The organism is Pseudomonas sp. Marseille-P9899 (genome assembly GCF_903166565.1).
Taxonomy (GTDB): Bacteria; Pseudomonadota; Gammaproteobacteria; order Pseudomonadales; family Pseudomonadaceae; genus Aquipseudomonas; species Aquipseudomonas huaxiensis.
Window position 1 is genome coordinate 265,756 of the sequence record NZ_CAESCG010000005.1, and the last position, 14,528, is coordinate 280,283.

Here is a 14,528-nt window from a genome sequence, read left to right on the forward strand (position 1 = left end):
GTCAGGTCATGTCCAATCTTGCCAATAACGCCGTTCACAGCGATCTGGATCACGCACCATTGCTGCTCCCCGCCAAGGTTCTGCGCAACGATGCCGAGGCCCTGCAGGCCGCCCACGAACTGGCCGCCGCCGCCCGCCCACAAGCCGGCAAACGCGACCAGCAGCGCAAGTTGCCCTGGGCCGAAGTCGAGCAGTTCACCCGCAGCGGCCTGGGCAGTATCAGCATCCCGCGTGAATACGGCGGTCCACAGCTTTCCTTCGTCACCATTGCCGAGGTGTTCCGCATCATCAGTGCGGCCGACCCGGCACTGGGGCAAATCCCGCAGAACCAGTTCGGCCTGCTGCAACTGCTGCGCGGCGCCGCCAACGACCGGCAGAAAGAAGTGCTGTTCGGCTCGGTAGTCGACGGCTGGCGGATCGGCAATGCCGGCCCCGAACGCGGCACCAAGAACACCCTCGAACTCAAGGCCAGGATCACCCGTCAGGGCGATGGCTATGTCATCAGCGGCCAGAAGTTCTATTCCACTGGCGCGCTGTTCGCCCACTGGGTGGCGGTCAAGGCGCTGAACGACGAAGGCCGCACGGTGCTGGCGTTCGTTCGCCGTGGCACGCCGGGCCTGCGCATCGTCGACGACTGGTCCGGCTTCGGCCAGCGCACCACCGCCAGCGGCACCGTGCTGCTCAACGAAGTGCCGGTGGACGCCGAGCTGGTCGTCGAGAGCTGGCGCCTCGCTGACACCCCGAATATCCAGGGCTCGGTCTCGCAACTGATCCAGGCCGCCATCGACGCGGGCATCGCTGAAGCCGCCGTGGAAGACGCCATCGCTTTCGTCCGCGAAAAGGCCCGCCCCTGGGTCGATGCCGGTGTCGAGCGCGCCAGCGACGACCCCTACGTGATCGCCGATATCGGCCGCCTGAAACTCGAACTGCACGCCGCCCAGGCGCTGCTGACGAAAGCCGCGCGGGTGCTGGATGAAGTCAACGCCGCGCCGGTCGACGCCGCTTCCGCCGCCCGCGCCTCCATCGCCGTGGCCGAGGCCAAGGTGCTGACCACCGAAATCTCCCTGCTGGCCAGCGAGAAGCTCCTGGAGCTGTCCGGCAGCCGCGCCACCCTCGCCGAGTTCAACCTCGACCGGCACTGGCGCAATGCGCGGGTGCACACCCTGCACGACCCGGTGCGCTGGAAATACCACGCCGTCGGCGCCTACCACCTCAACGGAACCCTGCCCGCCCGGCACTCCTGGATTTGACCAGACCACTGGAGCCCCTTATGAGCCTTCATTCGCAACCGCACGACGCCGTGACAGTCATCACCACTGACGCCGAGGCGCAGGCCATCGCCGAGCAGATCGCCGGCCAACTGCAACACGACAGCGCCCTGCGTGACCGTGAACGGCGCCTGCCGCACCCGGAGCTGGAGCTGTTCACCCGCTCCGGCCTGTGGGGCATCAGCGTGCCGAAAGCCTTCGGCGGCGCTGGCGTGTCCAACGTCACCCTGGCCAAGGTCGTCGCCCGCATCGCCCAGGCCGACTCGTCGCTGGGACAGATTCCGCAAAACCATTTCTACGCCCTGGAAGTGCTGCGCGTGAACGGCACACCCGAGCAGCAACAGCGCCTGTACGCCGAAGTGCTGGCCGGCAGACGCTTTGGCAACGCCCTGGCCGAGCTGGGCACCAAGACCGCCAATGAGCGCACCACCGCGCTGACCCGCGACGGTGACGGCTACCGCATCAACGGCCGCAAGTTCTACGCCACCGGCGCGATCTACGCCCAGCGCATCCCTACCTCGGTGGTCGATGAGCATGGCGTGCAGCAACTGGCCTTCGTCCCCGCCGACAGCGCCGGGCTGAAAGTCATCGATGATTGGAGCGGCTTCGGCCAGCGCACCACCGGCAGCGGTTCGGTGGTGTTCGATAACGTCCGGGTCGAGGCTGCGGATGTGGTGCCGTTCCAGAGCGCGTTCGAGCGGCCGACCCCGGTCGGTCCGCTGGCGCAGATTCTCCACGCCGCCATCGACACCGGCATCGCCCGCGCCGCCTATGAAGATGCCCTGCACTTCGTGCGCACCCGCACCCGGCCGTGGATCGACGCCAGCAGCGAAAAAGCCACCGAAGACCCGCTGAGCCTGAAGACCTTCGGCCACCTGGCGATTCGTTTGCACGCCGCCGAAGCCCTGCTGGAACGCGCCGGCGAATTCCTCGACCTCGCCCAGGCCGACACTAACGCCGACACCGTTGCAGCAGCCTCAATCGCCGTGGCCGAAGCCCGCGCCATCAGCACCGAGATTTCCCTGGCCGCCGGCAGCACCCTGTTCGAACTGGCCGGCAGCCAGGCCACCCTCGCCGAACACGGCCTGGACCGCCACTGGCGCAACGCCCGCACCCACACCCTGCACGACCCGGTGCGCTGGAAGTACCACGCCATCGGCAACTACTACCTCAACGATCAGAACCCACCGTTGCGGGGGACCATCTGATGGCCAAGAAAAAGATCCTGCTCAACGCCTTCAACATGAACTGCGTCGGGCATATCAACCACGGCCTGTGGACCCATCCGCGGGATACCTCCAGCGAGTACAAGACCCTCGAATACTGGACCGAACTGGCAAAGCTGCTGGAACGCGGGCTGTTCGACGGGCTGTTCCTGGCCGATATCGTCGGCGTCTACGACGTCTATCAGCAGTCGGTGGACGTGCCGCTGAAAGAGTCGATCCAGTTGCCGGTCAACGACCCGCTGCTGCTGGTTTCGGCCATGGCCGCCGTCACCCGCAACCTCGGTTTCGGCCTCACCGCCAACCTCACCTACGAGCCGCCGTACCTGTTCGCCCGGCGCCTTTCCACCCTCGACCACCTGAGCCGTGGCCGGGTCGGCTGGAACATCGTCACCGGCTACCTGGACAGCGCAGCCAAGGCCATGGGCCTGGACGCACAACCCGAACACGATCGCCGCTACGACCAGGCCGATGAATACCTGGAAGTGCTCTACAAACTGCTCGAAGGCAGTTGGGAAAACGACGCGGTGCTCAACGACCGCGAACAGCGCATCTACGCCCAGCCAGACAAGGTGCACAAGGTTCGTCACCACGGCGAGTTCTACAAGGTCGAGGGCTATCACCTCAGCGAGCCGTCGCCGCAACGCACGCCGGTGCTATTCCAGGCCGGTGCGTCGGAGCGTGGCCTGACCTTCGCCGGCAACCACGCCGAGTGCGTGTTCATCAGCGGCCAGACCAAGGCCGCGACCCGCGCCCAGGTCGACAAGGTGCGCGCCGCTGCCGTCGCCGCCGGGCGTGACGGTGACGCGATCAAGGTGTTCATGGGCATCACGGTGATCGTCGCCGCGACCGAAGAACTGGCCCGTGCCAAGCACGCCGAATACCTGCGCCATGCCAGCGCCGAAGCCGGCGTCGCGCATTTCTCCAGCTCCACCGGCATCGACTTCTCGGCCTACGAGCTGGACGAGCCGATCCAGTACGTGAAGAGCAACGCCATCCAGTCCGCGACCAAGCATCTGCAAAACAACGACTGGACCCGCCGCCGCCTGCTCGACCAACACGCGCTCGGCGGGCGCTACATCACCCTGATCGGCTCGCCCGAGCAGGTCGCCGACGAGCTGGAAAGCTGGATCGCCGAGACCGGTCTGGACGGCTTCAACCTGGCCCGCACGGTGACCCCGGAAAGCTACGAAGACTTCATCGATCTGGTGATCCCCGAGCTGCAACGCCGCGGCTCGTACAAGACCGCCTACGACAACGGCCCCCTGCGACAGAAGCTGTTTCCGCAGGGCACTGCCCACCTGCCCGCCGACCACCCCGGCGCCGGCTATCGCCACAACGCCCAACCGACCACGACCGCCCAACCGACCGGAGCGCTACAGCATGCTTAAGACCCTTTTCGGCCGCCCCGTCGCGGCACTCGCCCTCACCCTCGGCCTGATCGGCACCGGCCACGCCGCCGATGCCCCGCTGAAAGTCGGCACCACCGCCGCCTTCGCCATCCCGCTGGAAGCGGCGGTCGGTGAAGCGAAGAAACAGGGGCTGAACGTCGAACTGATCGAGTTCAGCGACTGGATCGCGCCCAACGTCAGCCTTGCCGCTGGTGACATCGACGTGAACTACTTCCAGCACATCCCGTTCCTGGAAAACGCCAAGTCCGCCGCCGGCTTCGACCTGGTGCCCTACGCCCCCGGCATCATCAACAACGTCGGCCTCTACTCGAAGAAGTACAAGAGCTTCGCCGAGCTGCCGGAAGGCGCCACCGTGGCCATCGCCAACGACCCGATCAACGGCGGTCGCGGCCTGCAACTGCTGGCCAAGGCCGGCCTGATCAGCCTCAAGCCGGGTGTCGGCTACAAGGCCACCGAGGACGACATCGTCGGCAACCCGAAGAAGATCAAGATCCTTCAGGTCGAAGCGGTGCAACTGGTTCGCGCCTATGAAGACGCCGACCTGGTCCAGGGCTACCCGCATTACATCCGCCTGGCCAACACCTTCGATGCCGGCTCCGCGCTGCTGTTCGACGGCATCGACCACAAGGAATACGTGATCCAGTTCGTCATCAAGCCGCAGAACAAGGATGACCCGCGTCTGGCCAAGTTCATCGACATCTACCAGCACTCGCCGGTGGTTCGCGCCGCCCTCGACAAGGCCCACGGCAAGCTGTACCAGCCGGGCTGGGAGAGCTGAGATGAGCACCGCCAACGCCCGTGTGGCGCTGGACTCGCCGAGCCTGCCGGAACCCCGGCAGACCCGGCAGCGGGCGCTGCATCCTGAACTGAACAGCGCCCATGTGCGCTTCGTCAGCCTGAACAAAACCTACCCGGGGCAGGACGCCTCGGCCCTGGCCGATATCGACCTGAACATCCAGCACGGCGAAATCTTCGGCATCATCGGCCGCAGTGGCGCCGGCAAGTCATCGCTGATCCGCACCATCAACCGCCTGGAACAACCCAGCAGCGGCCGCGTGCTGATCGACCAAGTGGACATCGCCGGGTACGACGAAGACAAACTGGTCACCTTGCGCCGACGCATCGGCATGATCTTCCAGCACTTCAACCTGATGTCGGCCAAGACCGTGTGGCAGAACGTCGAGCTGCCGCTGAAAGTGGCCGGCGTACCCAAGGCCGAGCGCCAGCGCAAGGTCACCGAACTGCTGGAGCTGGTGGGCTTGCAGGAGAAGCATCACGTCTACCCGGCGCAGCTTTCCGGCGGGCAGAAACAGCGCGTCGGCATCGCCCGCGCGCTGGTGCATGACCCGGCGATCCTGCTCTGCGACGAAGCCACCTCGGCGCTCGACCCGGAAACCACCGAATCGATCCTCGGCCTGCTGCGCGACATCAATCAGCGCCTCGGCCTGACCATCGTCCTCATCACCCATGAAATGGCGGTGATCCGCGATATCTGCCACCGCGTGGTGGTGCTGGAGCGCGGGCGTGTGGTCGAGCAGGGCGAAGTCTGGCAAGTGTTCGGTGACCCGCAGCACGACGTCAGCAAAACCCTGCTGGCGCCGTTGCAGCCGGCCTTGCCGTCGGCGCTGCTGGAACGTCTGCTGCCCACCGCACCGGATGCCCGCGCGACGCTGGTTTTGCGCTTGCGGGTCAGCGGCCAGGACCGCGACGCGCCGGACCTGTCGGCGCTGTTCGTGGCCCTTGGCGGCAAAGTCAGCCTGCTGCAGGGCGGCATCGAACCGATCCAGGACCGTGCCCTTGGCCAACTGGTGATCTCGGTCGCGGGCTCGCCCCACACCTACGACAGCATCATCGAACGGGCCCGCGACTGGGCCGCGCAGGTGGAGGTACTTGGCTATGTGGTTTGATCGCTTGTTGCAGGGCGTCGTCGACACCCTGCTGATGGTCGGCGTGTCCTCACTGATCGCGCTGCTGGCGGGCATTCCGCTGGCGGTGATCCTGGTCACCAGCGGCAAGGGCGGGATCTTCGAAGCGCCAAACGTGAACCGCGTGCTCGGCGTCTTCGTCAACCTGTTCCGCTCGATACCGTTCCTGATCCTGATGGTCGCGCTGATCCCCTTCACCCGGCTGATCGTCGGCACCACCTACGGCGTGTGGGCGGCGGTCGTACCGCTGACCATCGCCGCGACCCCGTTCTTCGCCCGTATCGCCGAAGTCAGCCTGCGCGAAGTCGACCACGGCCTGATCGAAGCGGCGCAGGCCATGGGCTGCCGGCGCTGGCATATCGTCTGGCATGTGCTGTTGCCCGAGGCGCTGCCGGGAATAGTGGGCGGTTTCACCATCACTCTGGTGACCATGATCAACTCTTCGGCCATGGCCGGCGCCATCGGCGCGGGCGGGCTGGGCGACATCGCCTACCGGTACGGCTACCAGCGCTTCGACACCCAGATCATGCTGACCGTGATCGTCATGCTGGTGGTGCTGGTGGCGTTGATTCAGGTGAGCGGGGATCGGTTGGCGCAGCGGTTGAACAAGCGGTGAATTTTTTGGTCCTGATCGCCGGATTGCCGGCGATTGCGGACTACCAGCCGCCGCCGAGTGCCAGGAACAACCCGATCTGCCCCATCGCCACCTGGGTATTGGCCGTCGCCAGTTGCGCGCGCATGTCGGTGTAGGTGCGGGTCGCTTCGAGGTCGGCGAGGAAGGACGCCCGGCCAGCCTGGTAGAAACGGTGAGTCTGATCCGCCGCCAGCCGCGCCGAGCGCTCTGCGTCTTGCAGTGCGTCGCGACGGTCCAGCAGGGCGCTGTACTGGGCCAGGCTGGTCTGGGTTTCGCGGATGGCGTTGAGCACCACGCCGTCGAAGTTGGCCAGCGCGGCCTGGGTGCTGGCCTCTGCTTCGCGAATCCGCGCCCGCGAGCCGTTGGTCGGTACGGTCCAGGTCAGCAACGGGCCGAAGCCCCAACGGTTGGTCGCCGGCTTGCCGAGGTTTTCCAGAATGCCGATGGTGCCGACCTGCGCGCCAATGCTGATATCCGGGTACAGCTGCCCCGTGGCCACGCCGATGGTCGCGGTGGCTGCCGCCAACTGGCGTTCGGCCCGCCGCACATCGGGGCGGCGCTTGAGCAGCGCAGCGCCATCGCCCACCGGAATCAGTTGGGCGATGTGCGGTAGCTCGGCGCAGTCGGCGGTGCCGACGGGCAACTGGTCGACCGGTTTGGCCAGCAGCATCGACAAGGTGTACAGGCCGGCCTCGCGGGCCGCCTGGTAGCGCGGCAGCTCGGCACGCAGGGATTTGAAGCGGGTTTCCGAGCGGGTCACCTGGGTGTCGTCGCCACGGCCGGCATCGCGCAGGCGCTGGGTCAGGCTGACGCCCTGCTCTTGCAGGTCCAGCGACTCGCGGGCGATGTGCAATTCCTCGTTGGCCGCGCACACCTGGGTGTAGGCGCGAACCACGTCGGCGACCACGGTGATGCGCGCGGTGTCCGCCGCAGCCTGGGCGGCGTCGGCATTGGCTTGGGCCGCTTCGACACCACGCTTGAGGGTGCCCCAGAGATCGAACTGATAGGACGCGCTGAGAATCGCCTCGCCGATATTCGCCACCGGCACCTTCTCCGGCTGCAAGAACGCTTCGCCCGACTCCTGCAAGCGCTGCGCCCCCAGCTTCACGCCGCCATTGAACCCACCCTGGGCCTCGGCTTCCTCGACCTGGGCGCGAGCGCGGGCGATGTTGGCCGCCGCCACGCGCAGCTCGCTGTTGGCCGCCAGCGCCTGATTGACCAGGGTATCCAGCCGCCCGTCACGGTACAGCCGCCACCAGTCACCCGGCACCGGTGCCGACACCACGCTGTCGGCATCGGCGCGCAGCGCACCTTGCAGGTCGCCACGGTTGACCGCCGCGTTGTCCGGCAGGTGGTAATCCGGCCCGACCATCTGGCAGGCCGAGAGCATCAGGCTGACGCCCAGCAGCGGCAGCTTTTTCATTGATGCGCGTCCTCGATGATCGACACGGTGGCGGTCCGCCCGGCGATCAGGCGGAAGTCCGCAGGCACGTCGTCGAAGGCAATCCGCACCGGAATCCGCTGCGCCAGGCGCACCCAGCTGAACGCCGGGTTGACGTTGGGCAGCAGGTTGGCGCCGCTGCTGCGGTCGCGGTCTTCGATGCCGGCGGCGATGCTCTGCACATGGCCGCGCAGGCGGGTGCTGTCGCCCATCACGCGGATGTCCACGGACTGGCCGATCTGGATACCGGACAGCTTGGTTTCCTCGAAGTAGCCATCGACGTGGTACGACTCGCTGTCCACCACCGACAGCACCGGACGGCCGACGCTGACGAACTCGTGGGCCCGCGGCGCGCGGTCGTTGAGGTAGCCGTTGACCGGGCTGCGCACCACCGAACGGTCGAGGTTGAGCTGCGCGGCGTCCACCGCCACCTGGGCTTCATCCAGCGCCGACTGGGCACGGGCCTGGCGCGACTGGCTCTCTTCCAGTTGCTCGGCCGCCACCAGGTTGCCGAGGCCCTTGTTGCGCTTGGTCTCGCGCTGCGCCTGGGCCAGGGTTTCCTTGCGCTCGGCGAGGGTCGCCTGGGCCTGGCGCAACGCCAGGTGGAAGCGGTCCTGGTCGATGGTGAACAGCACGTCGCCGCGCTTGATGAACTGGTTGTCGCGGACCTCGACCTGCTGGATCAGGCCGGAGACGTCCGGGGCGATCTGGATCACGTCGGCACGGATATGCCCGTCGCGGGTCCAAGGGGCGAACATGTAATACAGGACCATCTGCCAGACCAGCACGGTCGCCAGGGTCACTACCAGCAGCGTCAGGACCACACGGCCCAGGGTCAACAAAGGTTTTTTCATGGCAGCATCAGGCTTCGGCAAAAGTGGTCCACCGTACCGAGCAGCACGGCGTAGAGCGCAACGTTGAAGAGTGCCCGGTGCCAGACCAGGCGATAGAAATGCACGCGGTTGAGGACGGCATGCAGTGCGAGGAACAGCACATAGGTCAGCAGCATCATCACCAGCAGCGTGGGCAGGAACACCCCGCTGATATCCAGTTCACCGATCACAGGGGCGCTCCATCGATGCCATAAGGCAGTTGCGGTTGACGGTCGGCGGGCTCCAGCACCACTTCCACACCCGGCAGCAGCGCCAGGCGCAGGCCGCTGAGCGCGTGCAGCAAGTGCAGGCGCGCATCGCCGTGGCCGTCCATGGCCGCAATATTCAGGGCGCGGCGCGCCAGTTCCATGCTGCCCAGCAGCGCGGGCGGCGCGTGCAGGCGCTCGCGGGCATCGAGGCAGGCCTGGAAGTGCGCACCGACTTCCGCGATAACCTTTTCCAGCGCCGCCCGAGGCTGCGCCGACGCCCGCGGCAGGTACGCCAGCAGGTCGAGCAGGTTGAGGCCGACGCGCAGGTCACGCAGGGCGCTGCCGCTGTCCTGGCCGGTCTGGTTCAGGCGCGGCAGGTGCTGCATCAGGCGGTCGAGCATCTGCACGCCGAGGCGGCGATGCTCGGCGAGGGTCGCTGGCCGGGTCATGCCGACGATGTCGCGCCAACTGAAGCGGGTCAGGCGCTTGGCCGCCAGCTCGACGCCGAACGGACGCATCACCAGAGTCCAGAGGAAGGCGAACAGCAGCCCCACGGGCCCGGCGATGTTGGCGTTGACGAAGGCCAGGAAGTCGGCGTCGTAAGCACCCTGGATGCTGATGAACGACGCGGTATTGACGATGGTCAGCAGCGTGCCGAGGTAGAAACGCGGCTGCACGGTCAGGGTGCCGACGCAGATGAACGGGATGGCGAAGGCCAGCACCAGCATCGGGAAGTCATGCAGGTTCGGCAGCACCAAGAACAGGTAGAGGCTGGCGAACACCACCGACAGCGTGGTCCAGAAGAAGAACCGGTAGATCTGCGGCGCCGGGTCGTCCATCGCCGCGAAGAAGCTGCACGCCACTGCTGCGAGGATCACCGCGCTGGCGCCATCGGCCCAGCCCGTCAGGACCCACAGGGCGGTGGCGGCGAGGATCGCGGTGAAGGTGGAGAACACCGAATAGAGCATCAGGCCGCGGTCGAGGAATGGCGTCAGCCGGCCCAGCCGCCAGTGCCGGTACACGGCGCGCCAGGGCGAGAGGTCTTCGCGGGCGATGGCGTGTTTCAGGCTGCAGCAGTCCTGCCACAGATCGATCCACTCGCCGAGCCGATACAGCGCGTTGGACAGCAGCAGGCCGGGGCGTTCATCCAGTTCGGCAACGCTGGGTTGCAGGCGCTCGAGCTGTTCGCGCAGCGCCGACCAGCGTTCCACCGAGGCGTCATCGGCGCTGGCGCGCAGCCATTCGCGGGTGCTCGCCAGCAGCGGCTGCAACGCTTGCGCCTGCTGCGGCGCGCGGGCTTCGAGGGCGAGCAAGGCGTCGTCCAGCGCATCGATCACCGGCAGCAGGTGGATCATTCGGCCGCGCAGTTCGCGGGCGTTCTTCACCGTTTGCGGACGAGCGCCTTCATGGGAAAGCTGGCCGATCATCATTTCCAGCGAGTTGAAGGTGGTGACCATCGAGGCGCGCAGGTTGCCGACGGTGTCGGCGGCGGTGTCGCGGGCAAGGAAGGTGTCGCTGTAGCGGATCGCCTCGGCGAACCAGTTGCCAGTGGCGCCGACGAACACCGGGGTCAACCGGCGTGGCCAGAACATCGCACCGACCACCGCCGCGCAGACGATGCCGAGGCAGATTTCCTGGGCCCGCGACGAGGCGATATCGAACACCGCCAGCGGGTTGTCGACCACCGGCAGCGCAATCATCGGCAAGGTGTAGCCGGCCAGCATCAAGGTGTAGCTGTTGGCGGTGCGCAGGTGCAGCGAAAGGAACAGCAACGTGGCGGTCCACAGCGCGACGGCGATGGTCAGCAGCACCGGCGCCTGCACCAGCATCGGCACCAAAAACACCGCGCCGGCCGCACCGATCAGTGTGCCGACGGCGCGGTACAAGGCTTTGGAACTGGTGGGTCCGACGAACGGGCTGGAGACGATGTACACCGTGGCCATCGCCCAGTAAGGCCGCGGCAGTTGCAGCAGCAGGGCGATGTACAGCGCGATCATCGACGCGGCGAAGGTACGCACGCCGTAGAACCAGTCCCGCGCCGGAGGCATGGAGCTGAAGAAGTCTTTCACAGGGGCAGGCCCGGCGAGCGCTGGGCCGCCTCTTCGAAGGCCTTGATCACGCGCAGTGCGGCTTCGAGGTCGGCGGCGGGAATGTCCTTGAGCACGTCGCGGCGCAGGCGCACCAGTTCGCCTTCGATGGCCTCGGCCAGTTCCCGGCCCTTGTCGGTCAGGCTCAGAGCCTTGGCCCGGCGGTCGCCCGGGTCTTCGCTGCGGCAGACGAAACCGGCGCCGCACAACTGGTCCAGCAGGCGCACCAGCGACGGACTTTCCACCCCCACCGCCTGCGCCACGGCGACCTGATGCACGCCGTCGCCCAGGCGCAGGATCATCAGCAGCGGCACCGCGCAGGCTTCGGAAATGCCGAAGCGCGCCAGCGTGGTCTGGCAGATGCGCCGCCAGTTGCGGCTGGCCGCGACCATGCCGCTGCTGGTGTTCATTTGCAGTGCGTCGAGTTTCATGGGAACGGTAGTGACCATATTCATAGTTTGCTAACTATCAATGTTCTTCGATCACGCCCCCGAGCGTCAATAGCCTTTCGGCACGGCCCCGGTCGAGGGCCGCAGACTCCACATCAGATGCGCAACTGGGCTTCCAGTTTCATCGCCAGCGCCAGCGGGCTGCCGAGGCTGATGGCCTGGTCGCGCCAGAACAGATAACGCAGATCATTGCCGCTGGTGTTGAAGTGCAACGCCAGCTCTTCCGCCGCCTGCGCGACTCCGGCCACCGCCGCCAACTCCAGCCAGTACACCCCGGCACGGCTGTCGGCGGCGACCTGCTGACCATGCAGCAAACGATAGCCCACCTCGAAACGGCAGCGCGCATCGCCACGCTGGGCGCCACGGAAAAACCACTCGTAGGCTTTTTGCAGGTCCACCGACCAGAGATTGCCGCCGCCGTCGCAGACCTCTTCCTCATACAGATCGCCCAACGCTGCGGCAGCCTCGGCGAGCCCGGCCTCGAACGCGTGCCGGTAATACTCGGCGGCGTTGAGATAGGAAATCTCCACGCCCTTGCCGAAGTAGTGCTGCTGGCCAAGGTTGAACCACGCCACCGCACTGCCCTGCAACGCCGCCATGCGCAGCAGGTGTCCGGCGAGCGTCGGATCGGCGCGCCAGTAGCGGCCGTTGAGCCAGATCCAGCCCAGGTCGTTGAGCGCCGTGACACTGCCTTCCAGCGCCTGCCGCCGCAGATCGCCGTAGACCGCCAGCAAGTCCGGAGCCTCATCCAGCAGGCTGACCAGGCTGAAACGCTCCCCCAGCGCCGCTCGCTGCGCCGGCAGGCCGACGCCGGTGTACAGCCGCCTCACACGCAGACGGCCAGGCGCGGGCACGACACGCTCGGGCAAGAGGCGCCCGAGCAGAGAGTAGATATTGCTGGCAGCAGACATGTTCATCCTCACTGAACCGCCCTCCCTGGTTTCTGCGCGGGCGTTGAGGCGTGATTCTGCTGGGCGTCACGACAAAACCTGTCGCGGACACGTTGGTCGGGGCAATTCAACGGTTCATCCCTGAATGGGTAAATTAATGGCAAACTGCCATGCCTTCTGCTGGACATCATGCTTTCGCCGCAAGCCTAGACAAGGACTGACCGTTTTGCCCTCCGCCACCACCCGCGCCACCCTCAGCCGTCAATGGGAATTGCTGCGCCAGCTCCCCAGCCGCTCCCCCGGCATCACCAGCGCGGAGCTGGTCCTGCGCCTCAAGGACGCCGGCTTCAGCATCAGCAAGCGCAGCATCGAACGCGACCTCAACGAGCTGTCGCTGATCTTCCCGCTGGAGCGCAATGACCGCAGTATTCCCTACGGCTGGTACTGGGCGGCGAACGCCTACGTGGACTTGCGCGGCCTGAGCGTGGGCGAGGCGTTGAGCCTGGCACTGGTGGAAGACGCGGTTCGGCCCCTGCTCCCCGGCAGCATGCTCAAAGGGCTGGATGCGCGCTTCAGCCATGCCCGGCAAAAGCTCGAACACCTTTCGTCGGAGAACAAGGCAGCGCGCTGGCTCGACAAGGTCGCCAGCGTGCGGCCGGACATGAACATGCAGGCCCCGGAGGTCTCCGACGCCATTCTGGAAACGGTGCAAAAGGCCCTGCTTGAGGAATATCAGTTGCAGTGCCAGTACTACTCGGCGCACACCGACCGCACCGTCGAACTGACCCTCAACCCGCTGGCGCTGATTCAGCGCGGCCAGGTCGCCTACCTGATCGCCACCGCCCAACCGTTCACCGACACCCGTCAGTTCGCGGTGCACCGCTTCCGCCAGTTGAGCATGCTGGACAGCCCGGCCCAGGGCCTGGACGCCTTCGACCTGCAAAGCTACCTGCGCAGCGACGCCCTGCAATTCGGCAGCGCCGAGAAGATCGAATTGCACGCCTGGGTCAGCAGCAACCTCGCGCGGCTGGTGCGCGAGACGCCGCTGTCAGCGGACATGACCCTGACCGACCTGGAACACGGTCACCGGCTCCAGGCCACGGTCAGCAACAGTTGGAGCCTGCGCTGGTGGCTGCTCAGCCAGGGCGATGAACTGATCGTCGAACAGCCAACGGCGCTGCGCCAGTTGATCGCCAAGACCCTGACCAGCGCCGCGGCGCAGTATCAGGACGAGTGATTCAACGCTGCATCCCCCAGCGCCGCACCGTCACCCGCTCCAGCACATTGAACACCAGACTCTCCACCAGCAGACCGATCAGGATCACCACCGCAAGGCCGGCGAACACCTTGTCGGTGTACAGCTCGTTGCGGTTCTGGAAGATGTACCAGCCCAGCCCGCCCTTGCCGCTGGTGGCGCCGAACACCAGCTCGGCGGCGATCAGCGTGCGCCAGGCGAAGGCCCAGCCAATCTTCAGGCCCGAGAGGATCGACGGCAGCGCCGCCGGCACCAGGATGTGCACCACCAGCCGCAGTCCGCGCAGGCCGTAGTTGCGCCCGGCCATGCGCAGGGTTTCGTTGACGCCGAGAAAACCGGCGTAGGTGTTCAGCGCCAGGGCCCAGAGCACCGAGTGCACCAGCACGAAAATCAGGCTGTTCTCGCCCAGGCCGAACCACAGCAGCGCCAACGGCAACAGGGCGATGGCCGGCAGCGGGTTGAACATCGAGGTCAGGGTGTCGAGCAGGTCGCGGCCGATCTGCGTAGACACCGCCAGGCTGGTCAGGCCAAACGCCAGGACGATGCCCAGCACGTAGCCCTTGAGCAGCACCACCAGCGACACGCCGACTTTCTCCAGCAGCTCGCCACTGATCAGGCCGTCGTACAGCGCCTGGGCGGTTTGCAGAAAGGTCGGCAGCAGCAGGTCGTTGCCCTGATAGCGGGCCGCGGCTTCCCAGAGGATCGCCAGCACGATCAAGATCACGCTCTTGCGCAGCCAACGGTGCTGCCACAGGCGCTGGGGCAGCGGCAGTTCGCGCTCCAGGGCGATGCCGTCCCAGGGTTGCAGGGCGATTTCGTATTCCTGACGCGGGGAAGATGAAGTGGTCATGAGAAAGCTCCCG

Annotated in this window: 14 protein-coding genes; 7 read left to right on the top strand and 7 right to left on the bottom strand. The window is 66.4% G+C overall.

Annotated features, from left to right (window positions below; all coding sequences use genetic code 11):
• The first annotated feature begins 8 nt into the window (after window positions 1-8).
• Genes HWV67_RS23625 through HWV67_RS23650 form a run of 6 tightly spaced genes read left to right on the top strand, consistent with a single transcriptional unit; the run spans window position 9 to window position 6,444 of the window.
• Window positions 9-1,250, top strand: a complete 1,242-nt coding sequence (locus tag HWV67_RS23625; protein ID WP_175653012.1) for an SfnB family sulfur acquisition oxidoreductase — start codon at window positions 9-11, stop codon at window positions 1,248-1,250.
• 20 nt (window positions 1,251-1,270) lie between these two features.
• Window positions 1,271-2,476: an SfnB family sulfur acquisition oxidoreductase gene (locus HWV67_RS23630; RefSeq protein WP_175653013.1), complete on the top strand. Its 1,206-nt coding sequence runs from the start codon at window positions 1,271-1,273 to the stop codon at window positions 2,474-2,476.
• The gene (locus tag HWV67_RS23635) at window positions 2,476-3,882 is read left to right on the top strand and encodes an LLM class flavin-dependent oxidoreductase (protein ID WP_175653014.1); all 1,407 of its coding nucleotides are present in this window, start codon (window positions 2,476-2,478) and stop codon (window positions 3,880-3,882) included. Before HWV67_RS23630 ends, HWV67_RS23635 begins: the two co-directional genes overlap by 1 nt.
• Complete coding sequence (locus tag HWV67_RS23640) at window positions 3,875-4,681, top strand: MetQ/NlpA family ABC transporter substrate-binding protein (RefSeq protein WP_175653015.1); 807 nt, start codon at window positions 3,875-3,877, stop codon at window positions 4,679-4,681. Before HWV67_RS23635 ends, HWV67_RS23640 begins: the two co-directional genes overlap by 8 nt.
• A gap of 1 nt (window position 4,682) precedes the next feature.
• Window positions 4,683-5,810, top strand: coding sequence for a methionine ABC transporter ATP-binding protein (locus tag HWV67_RS23645; protein WP_175653016.1), 1,128 nt, complete (start codon window positions 4,683-4,685; stop codon window positions 5,808-5,810).
• Window positions 5,800-6,444 (top strand): methionine ABC transporter permease, encoded by a 645-nt coding sequence (locus tag HWV67_RS23650; protein WP_095159000.1) that lies wholly within the window; start codon window positions 5,800-5,802, stop codon window positions 6,442-6,444. The genes HWV67_RS23645 and HWV67_RS23650 overlap by 11 nt, the downstream gene beginning before the upstream one ends.
• 40 nt (window positions 6,445-6,484) lie before the next feature.
• On the opposite strand, the gene HWV67_RS23655 is transcribed toward HWV67_RS23650, so the two are convergent.
• The 6 genes from HWV67_RS23655 to HWV67_RS23680 all read right to left on the bottom strand — a co-directional run bounded on the left by HWV67_RS23655 (window position 6,485) and on the right by HWV67_RS23680 (window position 12,431).
• Entirely contained in the window at window positions 6,485-7,885 is a 1,401-nt protein-coding gene (locus tag HWV67_RS23655; protein ID WP_175653017.1) for an efflux transporter outer membrane subunit, read from the bottom strand.
• A complete protein-coding gene (locus HWV67_RS23660; protein ID WP_175653018.1) occupies window positions 7,882-8,757 on the bottom strand; it encodes an efflux RND transporter periplasmic adaptor subunit in 876 nt (291 codons plus the stop codon). The genes HWV67_RS23655 and HWV67_RS23660 overlap by 4 nt, the downstream gene beginning before the upstream one ends.
• A complete protein-coding gene (locus tag HWV67_RS23665) occupies window positions 8,754-8,966 on the bottom strand; it encodes a DUF1656 domain-containing protein (RefSeq protein ID WP_095158997.1) in 213 nt (70 codons plus the stop codon). The genes HWV67_RS23660 and HWV67_RS23665 overlap by 4 nt, the downstream gene beginning before the upstream one ends.
• The gene (locus HWV67_RS23670; RefSeq protein ID WP_175653019.1) at window positions 8,963-11,053 is read right to left on the bottom strand and encodes an FUSC family protein; all 2,091 of its coding nucleotides are present in this window, start codon (window positions 11,051-11,053) and stop codon (window positions 8,963-8,965) included. The genes HWV67_RS23665 and HWV67_RS23670 overlap by 4 nt, the downstream gene beginning before the upstream one ends.
• On the bottom strand, window positions 11,050-11,502 hold the full coding sequence (locus HWV67_RS23675; RefSeq protein WP_110971708.1) for a MarR family winged helix-turn-helix transcriptional regulator: 453 nt from the start codon (window positions 11,500-11,502) through the stop codon (window positions 11,050-11,052). Before HWV67_RS23675 ends, HWV67_RS23670 begins: the two co-directional genes overlap by 4 nt.
• A 113-nt stretch (window positions 11,503-11,615) precedes the next feature.
• Window positions 11,616-12,431 carry a tetratricopeptide repeat protein gene (locus tag HWV67_RS23680; protein WP_175653020.1) on the bottom strand — a complete coding sequence of 272 codons (816 nt, stop codon included), beginning with the start codon at window positions 12,429-12,431 and terminating at the stop codon, window positions 11,616-11,618.
• A 205-nt stretch (window positions 12,432-12,636) separates the two neighbouring features.
• On the opposite strand from HWV67_RS23680, the gene HWV67_RS23685 reads away from it, so the two are divergent.
• Window positions 12,637-13,647 (top strand): helix-turn-helix transcriptional regulator, encoded by a 1,011-nt coding sequence (locus tag HWV67_RS23685; RefSeq protein ID WP_175653021.1) that lies wholly within the window; start codon window positions 12,637-12,639, stop codon window positions 13,645-13,647.
• A gap of 1 nt (window position 13,648) precedes the next feature.
• On the opposite strand, the gene HWV67_RS23690 is transcribed toward HWV67_RS23685, so the two are convergent.
• On the bottom strand, window positions 13,649-14,515 hold the full coding sequence (locus HWV67_RS23690) for an ABC transporter permease (protein ID WP_175653022.1): 867 nt from the start codon (window positions 14,513-14,515) through the stop codon (window positions 13,649-13,651).
• Window positions 14,516-14,528: the final 13 nt, after the last annotated feature.